Here is a 17654-nt window from a genome sequence, read left to right on the forward strand (position 1 = left end):
TGCACGACGCAACCCATGCGATTTACAAGCATACCCGCTTGTAATCTGGCCAGCCTTCTCACAAAAAGGCCCGGAGGGTGCAGAAAAGGGAGTGGGGCGGGATGCAGCTCGCGACGATCGATATCGTGGTGGTGGGAATATACGGAATCGCGATCCTGTTTCTCGCCCAATGGGTCAGCCGTGAAAAAGACGGTAAGGTCAAGGACTCGTCCGACTACTTCCTTGCGTCGAAGAATCTCCCTTGGTGGGCCATCGGAGCGTCGCTGATCGCAGCCAACATCTCGGCCGAACAGATCGTCGGCATGTCCGGGTCGGGCTATGCGGTCGGGCTGGCGATCGCATCCTATGAATGGATGGCGGCACTTACGCTGCTGATCGTGGGCAAGTTCTTCCTGCCCATCTTCCTGAAGAACGAAATCTACACGATGCCGCAATTCCTGGAGCAGCGGTACGGGACCAGCATTCGCACCATCATGGCGGTGTTCTGGCTCATTCTCTATGTGTTCGTGAACCTTACCTCGATTGTCTGGCTCGGCTCGATCGCGGTCAACAAGGTGGCCGGCGTCGACCAGGACATCGCGCTGTTCGCGCTGGGAGGTTTCGCCCTCGTCTATCAACTCTACGGCGGGCTCAAGGCCGTGGCCTTGACCGATATCGTGCAGGTGACTTTGCTTGTGTTGGGCGGGTTGCTGATCGCGGGCATCACGCTGAGCGAACTCGGTGGCGACGCCGGCGTCGTCGGCGGCTTCACGCGGCTCACCACCGAGCTGCCCGATAAATTCGACATGATCCTGACGAAGGACAACCCCTTCTACAAAGACCTGCCGGGCCTGTCGGTGCTGATCGGCGGCATGTGGATCGCCAACCTCAGCTATTGGGGTTTCAATCAGTATATCATCCAGCGGGCCCTCGCGGCGAAGAGCCTGGCCGAAGCGCAGAAGGGCGTGGTGTTCGCGGCCTTCCTGAAGCTGCTGATGCCCGTGATCGTCGTTCTGCCCGGGATAGCCGCGGTGATTCTGGCGCCCGACCTCGCCAAGCCGGACGAGGCTTATCCGACGATGATGCGGCTGTTGCCGCCCGGCATTCTCGGGTTGGTTTTCGCGGCGCTGATGGCGGCGGTGATCGCCTCCACCGCGTCCAAGATCAATTCGATTGCCACGATCTTCACGCTCGACCTCTATGCCAAATACAAGGGCGTCGAGAGTCGGGCCGAAGACGCCGAGGGGCGCGATGCGAACGAGAGGCAATTGGTCCTCGTCGGGCGGATGGCCGCCGCCATCGCGACGGTGATTGCGCTGGTCGTGGCGCGGCCATTGCTCGGCAACTCGGATCAGGCGTTCCAGTTCATCCAGGAATTCTCCGGCTTCTTCACGCCGGGCATCACCGTGATCTTCCTGCTGGGCCTGTTCTGGAAGCCTGCGAGCGAAGCGGGTGCCATCGCCGCCGCCATCGCCTCGGTCGCGCTGAGCTATCTGTTCAAGATGTATTTGCCCGGCCTGCCTTTCATGGACCGCATGGGATGGGTATTCCTGATCGCGCTGGGGCTCGCTGTCGTGATGTCGCTGGCCATGCCTTCCGCGACCGGTCGCGACCGCATCAGCACGCAGGGCATCAGCTACCGGACGACGAGGGGATTCAACATCGCCTCGGCCGCCGTGATCGCGATCCTCATCGCCCTCTACGCAACCTGGTGGTGACGGCTTGGAAGCCCTTGCCTAGCGAAGATGCCGGGCAGGCAAGCAGCATCCGCACTTCCGCGCTTGCGCAAGCGATAAAGGCGAGCCTATTTTGCAAGCAAAGTTGCTTGCAAAATAGGAGGGGGAGAAATGGACCGTCGGACTTTGATGGGGATGATCGGCGTGGGCGTTGCCTCCGCCGCGCTTCCGGCAGCGGCGGCGCTGTCGAAGCCGGGCCGGGCTCCGCGCGGGTTCCTGTGGGGAACGGCCGGAGCGGCATATCAGGTCGAGGGTGGCAACGTCGCAAGCGACCTCTGGGTTTTGGAGCAGTTGAAGACGCCTCTGTTCGCCGAGCCGTCGGGCGACGCCTGCGATGTCTATCATCGCTATGAAGAGGATCTGGCGCTGGTGGCGCGGCTGGGCTTCAACTGCCACCGGCTGGGAATCGAATGGTCCCGCATCGAGCCGGAACGGGGGCAGGTTTCCGAGGCGGAGCTCGCCTATTACCGGCGTCTGCTGCAGGCCTGCGTGCGCCACGGGCTCAAGCCGGTCGTCACCTTCTCGCACTTCACGGTTCCACGCTGGGTCGCAGCCAGCGGCGGTTTCAAGGATCCGGCGAACGTCGAGGCTTTCGCGGCGCATTGCGCCCGCCTGACCAGGGCAATGGGGGAGCTGATCCACCTCGCCGCCACGTTCAACGAGCCGAATCTTTCCACAGTCGTCCGCTGGAGCGGGCTTGGCGAGAAAATCCGCCCGTTCATCGAAAGCATCCAGAAGGCGGCCGGCGCCTCGCAGAATGCCCCGAACTGGAGTTCGCCCATGCTGGGGGGAGAATCGCATTTCGATGGCATCGTCGCGGCGCACAGCCGCGCCATCGAGGCGATCCGCGAGGCGGGTGGGCGCTTCCCGGTCGGCTTGACCCTGGCGCTGCCCTCGGACACGGCGGCTGGGGGTGACGATGGCCCGCTGAAACGCAAACAGGCCGAGATGATGGACCGCTGGCTCGCCGCGCCGGGGGATTTCATCGGCGTGCAGACCTATACGAGCACCCCGGTCGGCCCCGAAGGCGATCTGCCACCGCCGCCGGGCACCGAGTTGACGCAGATGGGCTATCCGTTCACCCCGGACGCCGTGGAAGGCGCGGTGCGGATGGTCGCTGCGCGCACATCGAAGCCGATCTACATCACCGAAAATGGCGTGGCGACCGAGGACGACAGCCGCCGCATCGCCTATATCGACGGCGCGATAGCCGGCGTCCAGCGGCTGCTGGCCGATGGAATCGATCTTCGCGGCTATATCCACTGGTCACTGCTGGACAATTGGGAATGGATGCACGGCTACAAGCCGAAATTCGGGCTGGTCGCTGTCGACAGGAAGAGCTTCAGGCGAACGCCCAAGCCATCGGCCGCGCATCTGGGCGCCATCGCCCGGCGCGGGGGGCTGGCATGAGACGGGGTGTCGGCGCGATCCTCGCGCCCGGCCTCAGCTTGCTGCTGGCGGCTGCGGCACCGGCGCCTTTGGTTGCCCCGCCACCGGCTGCGACCTTGCCGGCGGATTGGGCCTCGGCGCCCGCAATAGCGCTATGGCCCGAAGGCCATCTGCCGGACGTGCAGCCGAAACCGCCGCTGGCGATGCCGAACCTGCCCCAGGTCTTTGTTCAGGCGGTCGCGGAGCCTGGCCTGCGCCTGTTCCGGCCAGAGAAGCCCAATGGACGCGCCATCCTCGCCATCCCCGGCGGCGGCTATTTCTTCGTTTCGGTCGGCAACGAGGGTGTCGACGTGGCGCGCAAGTTCAACCGGCTGGGCTACACCGTCTATGTGCTGACCTATCGTCTCCCCGGTGAGGGCTGGGCCGATAGGGCCGACGTGCCGCTGCAGGACGCCCGCCGGGCCGTCCGCCTGATGAAGTCGCGCGCGGCGATCGACGGTTTCAATGCCGAGCGGATCGCCGTGCTCGGCTTCTCCGCCGGCGGGCATCTTGCTGCCACGCTGGCAACGGACGACAGCGCCGATGTGCCTTCCGATGCCGTGGACAGGCTGAGCGCAAGGCCGCAGGCGGTCGGTCTCATATATCCGGTGATCACGATGGGCGAAAAGGCGAACGCCCCCAGCCGGCTGCTGCTGCTGGGGCGTGAACCGTCAGCGGCACTGGTGAACCGCCGTTCGGCGGAGCGGCATGCGGGAGCCGACACCCCGCCCCTGTTCCTGTTCCATTCGGTCGACGACACCACCGTTCCGGTGGAGAACAGCCAGATGATGTTCGAGGCGATGCGGTCGGCGAAGCGGCCGGTGGAGATGCATCTGGTGCAGGAAGGCGGCCATGGCTATGGCACCGGCTTCCAGGGCACGCCTTCCGCCATGTGGCCCGAGCTTTTCCACGCCTGGCTCAGCCGCCAGCCCTGACCGCCGCCTCCAGCAGCACCTCCAGGCCCGGCCCGATCTTCAGGATCAGGTCGGCCGGAGGCTGTTGGGAAATGAACGGATCAAAGGGCCGCCACGACGCAGCCTCTTGTTTCCGCAGCGTTTCCAGCAGCGCCCGGCCCTCTGCCGCGCGGCTTGCCGCGAGTGGTTCGCCGGCGTCCAGCGCGGCGACCGCATCCAGCCCCAGCTTCGCCAATGCGGCCAGTTGAGCGGAGGTCGGAAGCGCTTCTTCAAGCATTGGATGGCCCTTGGCCAGCGCCTTGAAGCGCGTATCATTGGCCTGCCATATGGCGAGGCGAGCCGCCAGTTGCGGCGCCAGCGCGCGCTCTCCGGCCGCGAGCCTTTTCGCCTCGGCGGTGAAGCGCCGCGCCACGAGGCTGTCCACCGGGGCGGCATCCGCCGGTGCGTTCAGCGATTGCACGATGGTCTTGCCCGCCAGCATGGCGCGGATGCGATGGTCGTGCGCCATGTTGCGGACAGGCCCGGCCACTTCCAGCAGTGTCGCCAGCGCCTCGGGATCGGCCGGCGCCAGCCGTTCGATCATCCGCGTCCGCGCCGACACATTGCGCACGCCGGAGGCGGACAATTGCGCCGAAACCACTGTCAGGCGCGCGTACATGTCGTCAATGTCGCGGACGGAACGGTTCGACCAGAAGCGTTCCGCCAGCGCCGCCGCCCGCGGCCAGAGCTGATGGTCGATCAACTCGTCCGTCGCTATCTCCCCCCAGAGCGCCATCTCGCCCCCCAGAAGGTTCCGCTCCTGCTCAGGCGTGAGCGGCGCCCTGGGCCGATCCACCTGGGCATCGGCCACCATCGCCGCCAGAAGCGGGCTCAGCTTGCGAAGCGTCGCGGCATGATCCGGCGTCAGCCCCGCTCCCGACGTCTGGGCCGGATCCAGCGCATAATGATACTCGGCCGGCATCAGCAGGTTCAGATAATAGCCCGCGGACATCAAGGTGGGGTGGTTGCCGGCCGTCGCATTCGCCATGGCGTTCGATGTCTGCCAGGCCTGAACCACCACATTCTTGTCGACTCCTGCGGCGGCCATCTCTTCCCAGCCGATCATGGTCTTGCCTTGAGCCTTCAGGATCCGCCCTGCCCTGCGTGCGAACCAGCTTTCCACGGCATGCTGGTCGGCGAGACCTTCCCTTGCTATCCATTCCGTCATGCCGGGCGCATCCTTCCAGACCCCGGCGCTGACCTCGTCTCCGCCGGCGTGGAAATGCGGATCGGGAAACAGAGCCGCCATTTCCGCGAACAGCCCTTCCAGAAAGCGCCACATGGCCGGCGAAGCCGGGTTGAGGGCAGCCGCCTTCAGGCCCGGGATCGGCGACTGCACCAGCACGCCGATTTCAGGATAAGCCTCCACCATGGCGCGGCTATGGCCGGGCACGTCGAACTCGGGAATGATCCGCACGCCCCGCGCTTCGGCATAGCCGATCAATTCGCGGATGTCGGCCTGCGTGTAGAAAGGGCCGCCGGCGTTCAGCCTGGGATAGCGGCGGCTTTCCACGCGGAAACCCTGGTCGTCGGAGAGATGCAGATGCAGCGTGTTCAGCTTCACACGCTCCATGGCGTCGATCTGGCGCTTCAGCGTCTCGATGGAAATGAAGTTCCGGGCCGGATCCAGCAACACACCGCGCCACGCAAAACGCGGTTTGTCGTCGATGCGTTGCAGCGGAATCCGGATCCCGTCGGGGGACAGGCCAACCAGTTGCCGAAGCGTCGCCAGCGCCCGCAAGGCCCCGGTCGACCCGTCCGCCTCGATCGCCACGCCATCGGCGCGGACCTCCAACCGATAAGCTTCCCCCCGGTCGGCCGCGTTTTCCGTCTGGAGGCAGCCGATGCGCAAGGGCACCGGCGCACCCGCCTGAAGCCGCAGGCCGGTCTGCCTGTCGACGTCGGACTGAAAGCGCCGGGCCGCGGCATCCAGCTTCTCCGCAGGCCCGCAGCCCTTCCATTGAACCAGGAACGGGCCGGAGACGCCGAGCTTTTCGCCATTCGGAGAAACGGCAATCGCATGCGGCATGGGCATCAGCGCCGAAGACGCCATGGCGGAGGTGGAAACTCCCAACGCCAATGCAGCGGACATGCTGCGCAGCAAAGGCCATTTACAAGCCAATCTGTTTGCAAGATGCATGGCGCGGACCGGCCCGTCAGACTGGATGGCCGGCAATGCGATTCGGGAGGAGTATCCGATGCGGAACATTGTTCTGGCCCTTTTCATTGCCGCTTCTGCGGTTCCGGTGGCGGCCGAGCCGGCTCCATCAGGCGCGGCGGCGGCCGGGAAACTGTCGGCAGACACGTCGATCGAAACGATCGCTGCCAGTCCGGCCGGCAGAACGGTGCTCGATGCGCAACTGCCTTCGCTGACGGCGCATCCCATGTATGAGGCGTTCAAGGCGATGAGCCTTCGGCAACTGCAGCCGATTTCGAACGGGGCGATTTCGGCCGAGGCGCTCGAAAAGGTCGACGCTGCGCTGAAGGCGTTGCCATGAAAGAAGCCCGGCTCTCCGATCCGTGGAGAGCCGGGCGGCCTTTCACCGGCGACGATCCTGCGCGGCAGCGTTCAGGAAGACACTGCCCGACAGTTCCGGCTCACCGGCCGATTTCCCGATGAAGAAGCGGTAATCGCCTGCGGGACGCGCCCATTTGCCGGCGCTCTCGTCATAGGACAGCAGCACCCACGTATCCGCCTCGATGGTGACGGTGCGCGATTCGCCCGGCTTCAGCTGCACTCGTGCCCAGCCGGCAAGCCGAATGCTGCGGCCTGGGGGAGCAACATAGAGCTGGGCGACTTCCAGGCCCTCGCGCTTGCCGGTATTGCGGATGGTGGCCGTGACTTTCAGCGTCTGCCCGCCGGTCTGCTTGAGGCCGGAATAGTCGAAGCTGGTGTAGGTCAGCCCGAAGCCGAAGGGAAACAGCGGCTTTTCGCCCTTCAGGTGGAACCAGCGATAACCGACGTCGCTGCCTTCCACATAGTCGATCGGGAAGGGATCGTAGCGCACGCCGATGCTCAGCGCCTTTTGCTTGGCCGGGTCGAAGCCGACGATCTTCGGATGCGGCAGCTGCTCCGTCGAGGCAGGAAAGCTGATCGGCAGGCGGCCGGACGGCGCGACACGACCCGTCAGGATCGAGGCGATGGCATCGCCGCCGCGCTGGCCGCTGAACCAGGCCTGCAGCACACCCCCGACCTTGCCGAGCCATGGCATCGCCACGGGATTGCCCGTCTGCAGCACGACCACGGTGCGCGGGTTGGCCCCGGCGACCGCTGCGATCATGTCGTCCTGTCCCCAGGGCAGCGACAGGTCGGCGTGGTCGATTCCCTCCATTTCCGTCTTCACCGCGTAGACGATGGCGACGTCGGCCGAAGCGGCCAGCGCGGCCGCGCGCGCCGGATTGCTGCCATCGTCGAACTGGATCTCGGCATTGGGCAGCGCGGCGGCAAGCGCCTTGAGCGGGGAAGCCAGGCTGTAGGACGGCGCCATCAGCGCGCTCAGCGGATGGGTTCCCTCGGGCGCGTCGCGATAGACGCCGCCCCAGGGAATCACCTGGGAAGAGCCGCCGCCGATAGGCACGCCCTTGTCCGCATGGCGGCCGATCACCACAATCTTGCGGGCGGTCGCCGCCAGCGGCAGGATACCGTCGTTCTTCAGCAGCACGATGCCCGCTTCGGCCAGTGCCTGCGCCCGGGCGGAATGCGCTTCCACCGGGATCTCGCCACCCGGCTTCGCCACCTTCTCCACCGCCCCGACCTCGATCATCGCGCGCACGATCCGCCGCGCCATGTCGCGCACCCGCTGCCGTTCGATGCTGCCGTCGCCGACGGCGGCTTCCAGCCCTGCGAAGAAATCCTTGTCCTGCGGGGACTGCTGGTCCAGCCCGGCGTTCACCGAGGCATGCAGGCTGTGCACGGCCCCCCAGTCGGACATGACCCAGCCCTTGAAGCCCCAGTCGGTCTTCAGCACCTCGTTCATCAGCCAGGGATTCTCGCAGGCGTAGAGGCCGTTCACCTTGTTGTAGGCGCACATAGCCGAGGCGGGGCGGCCGTCGCGCACGCCGATCTCGAAGGCGAGCAGGTCGGATTCGCGCAGCGCCGCTTCCGACATGCGGGCGTCATAGACGAAGCGCCCGGATTCCTGCGGGTTGACGGCATAATGCTTGATCGTGGAGGCGACATGATGCGCCTGGATTCCCGCGATCTGCTGCCCTACGAGACGGCCGGCCAGCAGCGGGTCCTCGCCCAGATATTCGAAGTTGCGGCCGTTGCGCGGCTCGCGCGCCAGATTCACCCCGCCGGCCAGCATGATGTTGATGCCCTTGGCAAAGGCCTCTGCGCCGATGATGTCGCCGGCTTCCAGCGCGGCTTCCGGGCTGAAGGTCGCGGCGAGCGAAAGCGTGGAGGGAAGCGAGGTCGATTGCTGGCCGGGGCGCAGATAGCCGATGTCGGCGATGCCGAGGCTGGCGTCGGCCTGGTGCTGCGCGGGGAAGCCGACACGGGGGATCGCAGGCACGAAGCCGGCGGTGCCGATCGACCCTTCCGGCTTATCGATCCGCATCGCTTCGGGAATGAAGGCGGGCAACGGCACGCCCAGATCCTTGAGGCTTGCACCCGCCCTCGTCCGTGTCAGCGAAATCTGCTCGGCAAGGGTCATGGCATCGACAATCCGATCCGCCTGCGCATCGATGGTTGCGGCGTTCGCCATGCGTGTGTTTCCCTTTTGCGATTGGCCGGCTGCAGGAATCGCAGACAGCAGCATGATGCCGGCCAGAAGGCTGGTCGTTCCTTTCATCCTGATCCTCCCTTTTTTGTAGTTCAGTCCGTCATTCGGTTTTCTCGCGGCGGTTCGGATTCCTCGCCGAAGTTCAATATTCCCGTCTGCAGCCCGGCCTCGATCAGCCGGCCCAGCAATGTCACGGCGTCGCTCACCCTCTCGCCGTCGGGCGCCAGCACCTTGGCGACCGACAGCCCCCTTGCCGACCAGACGACCAGCCGCATGAAGGCCAGCAATTCGCGGGACTGGCCGGACGAGCGCCCGATGTGGGCAAGCGCATCGGCCTCGATCCGCGCCTGGATCGGCGCCAGTTGCTTTGCCAGTTCCGGATCGCTGCGGGAGCCCTGCAGGATTTCGAGCACGGCAACGCCCGATGGGCGGCTCAAAGCCTCCCAGGCCATCTGCGGATAGTGCGGTATACGGTCCCGCTCATTCTCGATCTGCGCAAGACAGCGGGCATAAAATGCGAGTTCCTCGCGATAGACCTGCTTCACCACGAAGGTCATCAGGTCCGCCTTGGTGCGGAACTGGTGCAGCATGGCCCCCCGGCTGATTCCCGCCGCTTCGGCAACCATGGTCGTGCTGGTCGCGCCATAGCCATGTTCGTGCAGCACCTGGATCGCCGCGGCCAGCAATGCGTCGCAGGTGGCCGCGCTTCGCTCGGCCTGGGTCCGGCGCTTCACCCGTTCGGTCATCCAATCGTCCCCTAGCAATTCGGCCCTAGCAATCCGGTTAGCGCAAGTTCCGCATTTTTGCGGAACTTGCAAGCAAGTTTGACTGCAAATGTGTCAGAGCCTATTGGCCTTGGCAAGAGGGAGATGGGAGGAAGAGAATGAAATTGTTCTTGAATCGGCGACAGATGGCCGTTGGGGTGCTGGGGCTCGCCGCTTGTCGCGCGGCAGCCCGACCTTCCGCGAACAAGAACCCGCCGGCGCCTCCGCCCCGAATCGGTGTCGGGCTTTACATGATGCGCGAGTTGCTCGCGGCGGATTTCGACAAGGGGCTGGCCGACATCGCCGGGACCGGTATTACCAGCGTGGAATTCGCCGGCTATTTCGGCCGCAGCGCGGCCCGAATCCGTTCGGCGCTGGCGGCCAACGGCCTGCGCGGCGTCGGCGCGCACTGCCTGAGGCCGGACATGGCCGAAGCCGAAGTGGCGGAGGCGATCGCCTTCTGCGCGGAAGCCGGCCTGCCCTATGCCATCGCGCCCCTGCCGCTCATACCGGCGCTGAAGCTGCCCATCACCTCGCGCGAAGAGGCGCAGGCCGCGGTTCTCAAACTGACCGCCAGCGATTTTCAGCGAAGCGCCGACATCTTCAACCGCTTCGCAGAGCAGGCCAAACAGGCGGGGGTTCGCTTCGCCTATCACACCCATGGGCTGGACTTCCTGCCCTTCGGCGATCGTCACGCCTTCGACATCATGGTCGAGCGAACCGATCCCGCACTCGTCGATTTCGAACTCGATCTTGGGAACAGCATTTCCGCCGGCGTCGACCCCATCCCACTTCTCGAACGGCTGAAAGGCCGGGTGCCGCTGGCGCATGCGAAGGACTGGCAGCCCGGCTACGCGCCGTCGCCGGTGGACATTCCCGCCTCGGCACCGATCGGTCGGGGCAGCATCGATTGGGCGAGGCTGCTCGCCGCGCTCAGAAACACAGGGGTGGCGGACCTGCTGATCGAACAGGAGCAAGCGCCGAAGGCGGAACTGCTGGAAATCCTGCGCGACAGCCGCATCTATCTGGAAGGCGTGGCCCGCCGCTGACGGGCCGCTTCGGCCAGCGCCTTTTCGGTGACAGTCTCCATGCGCGCATAAGCAACCGCAGTCGGATGCACGCCGTCGGCGGCATCGGCGGACGTCAGCCCGCCTTCGCCGTCGTCCAGCAGCGCATGATAGTCGGCGATCGTCACCCCCTCGGACTCCGCATAATGGCGGATCCAGTCGTTGAGGGCGGTGATGTGAGGCCGCGGCTCGATCTCGGGCCGCCAGTCGAAACGGCGGGCGGGCGGAAGCGTTCCCAGGACCACGGCGATGCCGTTGGCGCGCGCCAACTGCACCATGGCGCGAATATTGTCCGCAATCGCCGACAGGGTCGTGGGGCCGCCATTGCCGGCGATGTCATTGCTCCCGGCCAGGATATGCACGACCGAAGGCTTCAGCGCGACCACATCGGCCTGGAAACGCGCGAGCATCTGCGCGCTCGTCTGCCCGCTGATGCCGCGATCAACCCGCTCGCCGCGCGCGAAGAAATCCGGCCTCTCGCGAATCCAGTTCTCGGTGATGGAATCGCCCATAAACAGGATGCGGTTCGGCCCCGCCGCGGGAAGCGCCGCATTGGCCGCACGATAGCGGCAGAGCCCGGCGTGGTCCGCGAGCTTCAGCTTCTCCTGCCATCGGGTGTAGATTTCCAATCCCTCGGCGGACGGAGGCGGCGGCGCTTCCCCGCGCGCCTTCGCCAGAAGCATCCGCTTCATATAGTCCGTCACTTCAGAGGGGGCTGGCGGCAAGACGATGCAGGGATCGTCCAGAATGCCGACGCGCATTACCGTCGCAGCGGAAACGGTCTGCGCCGAAACAGTCTGCGCCGAAACGGCCGGCATGATCAGGAAAAGCATCGCCGGAACGGCGACCAGTGGCGCAGGCATCCGCATCGATTCCCTCCCGACAGCGGCTTTCTTCGGATATGCGACAAGTTACAAACGGTATTGACTGTTTGTAGGATCAGGCCGAAGAAAGTGCAAGAATGCCGTCTCACAAAGCGAAGACGGCACAAATCGGGGCTTCGCCGGGACGGGTAAAGGGCTGTCGCGGCGTCTATCGGGGAGACTTCTGCATGCGCGATTTCCATTATGTCAGCCTGTTGGCTTTGGCTGCCTCTCTTGCCGCGCCCGCTGCGGCGCAGACTCCGGCGGCCTCCAGCGCTGCAGAGCCAGTTCTGGCCGACATCGTCGTCACCGGCACCAAGCGCGAGGAGCGATTGCAGGATGTTCCGCAATCCATCTCCCTGGTCGATTCGCAGGCGCTGCAGCAGCAGAACATCGCAAATGTGAACGATCTCGCCCGCGCCGTCCCTTCGTTCAACACCAGCTACGGGTCGGTGAAGATCCGCGGCCTAGGCGCCCAGACCTATTCGCGTTCCGCCGAGGGCAGCGTCGGCGTGGTGCTGGACGGCGTGGCGCTCAGCAACGCCTCCACCCAGGCCAATCCGGCCGGTCTTTTCGATGTCGCGCGCGTCGAAGTGCTCATGGGGCCGCAAGGAACGCTGTTCGGGCGCAACAGCTCGGCCGGCGTCGTCAACATCGTCACCAACGCGCCCGACCCGTCCAGGATGGAAATGGCCTTCCACGGGGAAGTCGGCAACCGCAACCAGCGGCGGGTGCAGGCCATGGCCAACCTGCCGGTCGGAGACGTCGCGGCCTTGCGCCTCTCCGCGCAGAGCAGCCGCACGGCCACCACGACCTACAACGTGCCCCGTTTCGGCTGGGACGATCTGCAGTCCAGCGGCGTTCGCGCGCGCTTCCTTGTGGAGCCCAGCGAGAAGCTCACGATCAACCTGATCGCCGACTATGAGAAGTTCAGCAACACGGGCGGCGGCTGGGTGGTGGTGCAGTCGACGCCGGGCAGTTTCCTCACCAACCAGTTGAACGCCTGCGGCATCGTCATCGGCCCGGACAACCGCAGCAACTGCTACAGCGGGCAATCCTATGGCCGCGACAAGGCTTATGGCGTGTCGGGCCAGATCGACTGGCAGATCGGCGAGTTCACCCTCACCTCCATCACCGCCAACCGCTGGCTGAAACAGGATGGCGGCGGAGACTCGGACAGCGTTCCCGTCGATGTGCTGGACGTGAACGCCTCCACCCAGTCGATCTCCAACTTCAGCCAGGAAATCCGGCTGACCTCGCCATCCGGCGGCTTCGCCCAGTTCGTCGTCGGCGGCTATTATTTCCGCGGCAAGCAGGACGCGACCGGCATCCAGATGGGCAGCCTCAGGATCCTGCCCTTTGGCCTGAAGCTCGGCCAGACGTTCGAGACAGAGATCGATTCCAAGAGCCTAGCGGCTTTCGGACAGGCAACCTTCAATCTGACCGACAGCCTGCGCCTGATCGCAGGCGCGCGTCTGGAGCGGCAGGAAATCGAAGCCGACACCGTGCGCCAACTGGCCCCCGGCGCGCTGGCCCCCTTCGCATCGCTCGCTCCCGTGTCCGGCTCGAACAAGGACACGAGCTTCTCCTATCGGGGCGGCCTTCAATACGACTTCTCACCCGATCTGATGGCCTATGTGACCTATGCGCGCGGCTACAAGGGCGCGGCCATCAACGACCAGACGACGACCGTGCTGGCGCCGCTCGTCGTGAAGCCGGAAATCCCGAAGGCGTGGGAAGGCGGCGTGAAGGCGACGCTGCTCGACAGCCGGATGGTGGCGAATCTCGCCATCTTCCGCACCGACGTCGAGAATTACCAGACCCAGTTCCTCGATTCCGCCACCGCCACCTATATCTATGGCAATGCGCCTTCGATCCGCAGCCAGGGCGTGGAGTTGTCGGTTATGGCCAAGCTGACTCCAGGACTGAGCCTGAATGGTGGCCTGACCTTTACCGACGCCACTTACGGAGACGGCTATCTGGTCGCCTGCGGCCCCAATGAGACGGAAGCGCAAGGCTGCAGGACCTATACCGTCGGCGCCACCACCACGACGGCGTCCGATGCCGGCGGACGCCGGCTTTCCGGCGTTCCGAAGTGGAAGTTCGTGGCGAGCGGGGAATATCGCGCCCCCGTCAGCGACCATGTGGAGCTTTATGCGCAGGCCGATGTGGTGCACACTTCCTCGATCGGCTTCACGGCGAGCTATGACCCGCTGGCGGCGACAGGCTCTCACACCCCGGTCGGCGCACGACTTGGCGTCGCGTTCGATGGCGGCAACATCAATCTCTCCGTCTTCGGCCGGAACATCTTCAACGAGCGGGTTCCGCTGGCCGTCGCGCAAACACCGCTTGCAGCGCAGCTGGGGGATTTGGGATCCTACATCCACATCCTGTCGCCCGAGTCCGTCCGCAGCATCGGGGTTGCGCTGGATTTCAAATTCTAGGCGGGACCGAAGGAAAGGGTTTATGACGATGCGCGTGAACATGGGGCGGACGCTATTCTTGAAACGGATCATCGCGATGGGGGCCGGCGTTCTCGGCCTGGCGTCCGCCGCCCATGCCGCTCTGGCGCCCAACCATCAGCGCATCGCGGAGATGAAGGCGATCCTCGATCATCCGGAGGTGGTGGCGGCCTTTGCGGTCAATGATCCGATCGTCCGGATCGAATATCGGTCCGCGGATCGCTATCTCGTCGTAACCGGCAAATGCCAGCTTCCCTTGCGAATCGTCGACCGGCCACAGCCGGCGGGGTTGGTCGGTGCGCGGCAGTTCGATGTGGAGCCCGGCACGGTCCGGTGCTCCGGGCGCTGACAGCCACCTCCTCGTGAACGACGACGTTGCCCGGCCATGGTGGCGCCGGAAAAGGCACGCGATCATATCGCTGCTTCTCATCCTGGCCGCACTGCTACTGATGGGCTGGTGGGCCACTTTGCCCGACACCCCCGGAAGCTTTTACGATCCCCCCGATCAGGTGCCGGCTGAGCCCGGGCGGATCGTGCGGATCGAGCCTGTCACTCAGGGCATTCCGGCAAAGGCGCGCGCTTGGCGCTTCCTTTATACGACGACTCGGTGGGATGGCGCCCCAGCCGTAGCCAGTGCCCTTCTTCTCGTTTCGGAAACCGGCTCCGCGCCTCGTCCGCTCGTCGCCTGGGCGCATGGGACAACCGGCATTGCGCGTGGCTGCGCGCCATCGCTGATGGCCGATCCATTCGCTGGCACTCCGGCTGTACCCGGCCTGCTGGAAAACGGGTGGGCGCTGGTCGCGACGGATTATGTAGGCATGGGAACGCCCGGCAATCATGCTTATTTCGTTGGCGAGGACGCCGCGCGTTCAGTGCTCGACTCGATCCGGGCGGCCGCCGGCCATCCAGACTGGCGGCTGTCGGGGGAGGCCGTCGTCTGGGGCCACTCGCAGGGGGGGCATAGCGCGCTTTGGGCGGGCATCAAGGCGCCCACCTATGCGCCGGACGTAAAGCTCAATGGTGTCGTAGCCATGGCGCCAGCTTCAGACCTTCCGGCACTCGCGCGGGAGAGCGGGGCGAGCGGCTTCGGAAAACTCATCTTCAGCTTTGTCTATCATGCCTATGCGCAGGTGTATCCCGATGTCGAGGCCATGCCGGTGAAGCGCTGGGCGCGGATGGCGATCAAAGACATCACACGCCGATGCATCGTCGATCGCAAAGCGCTTTGGACGATCGCCGAGCTGTGGCTGCTGCGTAAGCAGACCCTGCTGCCAAGGGATTCCGGAAACGAAGCGCTGGAAGGACGACTTCAGGAAAACAGCCCGTTCGCCATGATCCACGCCCCATTGTTGCTGGTTCAGGGGGAGAAAGACGAGAGCATTTCATCCAAGGTCCAGCGGACCTATATTCAGGACCGCTGCAAGGCCGGCCAGGCCTTGCGCTACATCGAATATGCTGCCGTGGATCATATGGGCCTCGTGGCGGCCAGTTCGCCTCTGACAGTAGATCTGCTGGATTGGACAAGCGCCCGCCTGTCTTCTCCGTCGTCCCGTCGATCTCGGAATGATGTAGTCGTTGACGATGGTGCAAGGCACATAGCGCAGATTAAAACCGTCATTGATTGCTAGGCTCAGGCCTCATTGATCGATCCAGAAGATGAGAGTTGCGGAGATGCAGATTTCTGGAAAGAAGGTATGCACGCACCGCCTATAATGGGTGTGGATATGGCGCCAGTATTTCAGTTTGACGAATTGGATATCTACTTAATGTTCCGGTCACTCAGCTTCCTTCACCCAACCAATAATATATTATTCAGTAAACCTTCTACGTTTTATCGACATCCCCTCCTACAAGACCGGATTCTAATCGTTTATGAAGGAAATTCAAAGGGCACGTTACAAAATATCTTAATCATGTCCCACGACAGATCATAATAGATTGTCTATATTTATTATTCTGAAATCGCCCTTAAGCTAATTACCCTACTGACTGTCGATAATAATTTTATCGGCCGATGTGGAAACAGGTCTAGCGATCCCGTTCAGCTCAAGCGCCTTCACAAACCCGTCCACATCACCTGTCGAGAATACGCCGACAATGCGCTTGTCGGGAATCGCGCCATCTTTGAAGACCAGTTTGCGCGTCGAATAACGGTTAACTTCCGTGATCGCCTTCGACAGCGGATCATGCAGGAAAATCAGGCGCCCTTCGGTCCAGCTCGTTTCCTTCTGCACGTCGACGCTGGTCACCGTCCATTTCTGATCTGTGCCGACCACCAGTTGTCGGCCAGGAGTCATATCGGCCCCGTTTCCGGTCTCGCCCGCCTCCTCGACCCGCACCTTTCCCTCTGCGAGGACGACGGTCACTTCCCCCTGGTCCACCCTCACCCCAAAGGCGGTGCCCACCGCCCGCACGCGCTTTCCGCCTGCGTTCACGACGAAAGGCCGCGAATGGTTTTTTGCCACCTCGAAGAAAGCGCGGCCGCGAACGAGCTTCACCAGTCGCTCCTCGGGCTTGTCCGCGAAACGCATCTCGGTTTCGGAATCGAGCGTCACCACGGAGCCGTCCGGCAAAGTGATCGTGCTTCTTTGGCCGGTTTCGGTCTGGAATGCCTGCACCGGGCGATCCTGAAGGTCGAACATCAACCCGGGAAACATCATCCCGCTAGCAACGATCGCCAGCAGCAGAGAGGCGGCCAATGCAAGCCCGCGCCAGCGCAGCATTGAGCGGCGTTCCACAGGGGCCGGTTCCGACAAGACGGGGTCATCCATTGCGGATCCGGCGATGAACCACGCCCTGCCGACCGAGCGATAGGCATCGAGATGCGCTTCGGACTGATCCAGCCAGTCATTGAAGCGGCCTTCGTCGTCGCGGGTCATATCGCCTGCGAGGCGCTGATTATACCAATGCGCCGCTTCCGCTCGGAGCGTGTTGCGGTCGAAGGGGTGTCCGCCGTTCATTGTCCGGCCTCCACTGCTTCGGTAATGTGCAGCAGGGCGCGGTGCATGAGATCTTTCACGGAATTGCGGCTGATACCCATTCGCTGCGCGATTGCCTGGTAAGTCAGATTCTCAAACCGATGGAGTTCGAAGGCTTCGCGTGTGCGCGGCGGCAGATTCTGTATCGCGGCGATCACCCGCCGATACTCCTCCTGCCCGATCGTGATCCGTTCGGGGGAGATCGGATCGTAGGCGCTCAGCCCCTCCGCCCATTTGTCGGACGACGAGACTATCCGCGATGCCTGTTCACGGTAGCGGCTGACCAGCACATTATGCGCTGTCCTAAACAAATAGCCTTCGAGGTTCTCGATCGAACCGTTCATGTATCTGGAGTGAAGCCGCAGGAAAACCTCCTGAACGAGATCGTCTACATCGCCATCCGCAATCCTGCGGCGGAAATAGCGGCGAAGGCCGGGGCCATAGGCCTCCATCCAGGCGACGGCATCCGGTTCGCGACGCGGAGCTTTCAACCGCCGAGCCTTTCCGAAAGGGGTTTCAGATTTCGAGGCCCGACCATTCCGTTTTCCCGCGCTTCCCCGATTATTCGGCCCCGGGTTTTCCGATGCCTGACAACCTAGACGCATAATCGGGGGCGAAGGGGGGTCTGACGCCGGCTCCATGCCTATTATTTTCTTGAGGATCGCCAAAAATCACCGGCGACAACCAGAAATCTCAATTC

Annotated in this window: 14 protein-coding genes; 8 read left to right on the plus strand and 6 right to left on the minus strand. The window is 64.0% G+C overall.

Annotated features, from left to right (window positions below; translation table 11 throughout):
- Positions 1 to 101: 101 nt before the first annotated feature.
- From L6Q21_RS03845 to L6Q21_RS03855, 3 genes are all read left to right on the plus strand, one after another.
- On the plus strand, positions 102 to 1697 hold the full coding sequence (locus tag L6Q21_RS03845) for a sodium/sugar symporter (RefSeq protein ID WP_237829213.1): 1596 nt from the start codon (positions 102 to 104) through the stop codon (positions 1695 to 1697).
- A gap of 129 nt (positions 1698 to 1826) precedes the next feature.
- Positions 1827 to 3125, plus strand: a complete 1299-nt coding sequence (locus L6Q21_RS03850; RefSeq protein ID WP_237829214.1) for a glycoside hydrolase family 1 protein — start codon at positions 1827 to 1829, stop codon at positions 3123 to 3125.
- A complete protein-coding gene (locus L6Q21_RS03855) occupies positions 3122 to 4078 on the plus strand; it encodes an alpha/beta hydrolase (RefSeq protein ID WP_237829215.1) in 957 nt (318 codons plus the stop codon). Before L6Q21_RS03850 ends, L6Q21_RS03855 begins: the two co-directional genes overlap by 4 nt.
- Here L6Q21_RS03855 and L6Q21_RS03860 read toward each other — a convergent pair.
- Positions 4062 to 6125, minus strand: a complete 2064-nt coding sequence (locus tag L6Q21_RS03860) for a beta-N-acetylhexosaminidase (RefSeq protein WP_237829216.1) — start codon at positions 6123 to 6125, stop codon at positions 4062 to 4064. The two genes, L6Q21_RS03855 and L6Q21_RS03860, sit on opposite strands and share 17 nt — an antisense overlap.
- Here L6Q21_RS03860 and L6Q21_RS03865 point away from each other — a divergent pair.
- On the plus strand, positions 6124 to 6594 hold the full coding sequence (locus tag L6Q21_RS03865; protein WP_237829217.1) for a hypothetical protein: 471 nt from the start codon (positions 6124 to 6126) through the stop codon (positions 6592 to 6594). The genes L6Q21_RS03860 and L6Q21_RS03865 overlap by 2 nt on opposite strands.
- 42 nt (positions 6595 to 6636) lie before the next feature.
- Here the strand turns inward: L6Q21_RS03865 and L6Q21_RS03870 are convergent, their stop codons facing one another.
- Both L6Q21_RS03870 and L6Q21_RS03875 read right to left on the minus strand, forming a co-directional pair.
- Positions 6637 to 8802, minus strand: coding sequence for a glycoside hydrolase family 3 C-terminal domain-containing protein (locus L6Q21_RS03870; RefSeq protein WP_237829219.1), 2166 nt, complete (start codon positions 8800 to 8802; stop codon positions 6637 to 6639).
- Positions 8803 to 8912: 110 nt separating this feature from the next.
- A complete protein-coding gene (locus L6Q21_RS03875) occupies positions 8913 to 9566 on the minus strand; it encodes a TetR/AcrR family transcriptional regulator (RefSeq protein WP_237829221.1) in 654 nt (217 codons plus the stop codon).
- A 269-nt stretch (positions 9567 to 9835) separates the two neighbouring features.
- Between L6Q21_RS03875 and L6Q21_RS03880 the strand changes: the two genes are divergently transcribed.
- Positions 9836 to 10633, plus strand: coding sequence for a sugar phosphate isomerase/epimerase family protein (locus L6Q21_RS03880; protein ID WP_237829222.1), 798 nt, complete (start codon positions 9836 to 9838; stop codon positions 10631 to 10633).
- Here L6Q21_RS03880 and L6Q21_RS03885 read toward each other — a convergent pair.
- Positions 10606 to 11520: a GDSL-type esterase/lipase family protein gene (locus L6Q21_RS03885; RefSeq protein ID WP_237829223.1), complete on the minus strand. Its 915-nt coding sequence runs from the start codon at positions 11518 to 11520 to the stop codon at positions 10606 to 10608. The genes L6Q21_RS03880 and L6Q21_RS03885 overlap by 28 nt on opposite strands.
- Before the next feature lie 182 nt (positions 11521 to 11702).
- Here L6Q21_RS03885 and L6Q21_RS03890 point away from each other — a divergent pair, with 182 nt between their 5' ends.
- The 3 genes from L6Q21_RS03890 to L6Q21_RS03900 are packed head-to-tail and all read left to right on the plus strand — an operon-like array spanning position 11703 to position 15604.
- Positions 11703 to 13958 carry a TonB-dependent receptor gene (locus L6Q21_RS03890; RefSeq protein WP_237829224.1) on the plus strand — a complete coding sequence of 752 codons (2256 nt, stop codon included), beginning with the start codon at positions 11703 to 11705 and terminating at the stop codon, positions 13956 to 13958.
- A 22-nt stretch (positions 13959 to 13980) separates the two neighbouring features.
- The gene (locus tag L6Q21_RS03895; protein ID WP_237829225.1) at positions 13981 to 14325 is read left to right on the plus strand and encodes a hypothetical protein; all 345 of its coding nucleotides are present in this window, start codon (positions 13981 to 13983) and stop codon (positions 14323 to 14325) included.
- A 13-nt stretch (positions 14326 to 14338) separates the two neighbouring features.
- Complete coding sequence (locus L6Q21_RS03900; protein WP_237829226.1) at positions 14339 to 15604, plus strand: lipase family protein; 1266 nt, start codon at positions 14339 to 14341, stop codon at positions 15602 to 15604.
- 354 nt (positions 15605 to 15958) lie between these two features.
- Here the strand turns inward: L6Q21_RS03900 and L6Q21_RS03905 are convergent, their stop codons facing one another.
- Positions 15959 to 16936, minus strand: a complete 978-nt coding sequence (locus L6Q21_RS03905; RefSeq protein ID WP_237829227.1) for a FecR family protein — start codon at positions 16934 to 16936, stop codon at positions 15959 to 15961.
- The gene (locus L6Q21_RS03910) at positions 16933 to 17406 is read right to left on the minus strand and encodes an RNA polymerase sigma factor (RefSeq protein ID WP_237829229.1); all 474 of its coding nucleotides are present in this window, start codon (positions 17404 to 17406) and stop codon (positions 16933 to 16935) included. Before L6Q21_RS03910 ends, L6Q21_RS03905 begins: the two co-directional genes overlap by 4 nt.
- Positions 17407 to 17654 lie beyond the last annotated feature (248 nt).

Origin of the sequence: Sandaracinobacteroides sayramensis (assembly GCF_022014495.1) — a bacterium.
In the GTDB taxonomy this organism is placed as follows: domain Bacteria; phylum Pseudomonadota; class Alphaproteobacteria; order Sphingomonadales; family Sphingomonadaceae; genus Sandaracinobacteroides; species Sandaracinobacteroides sayramense.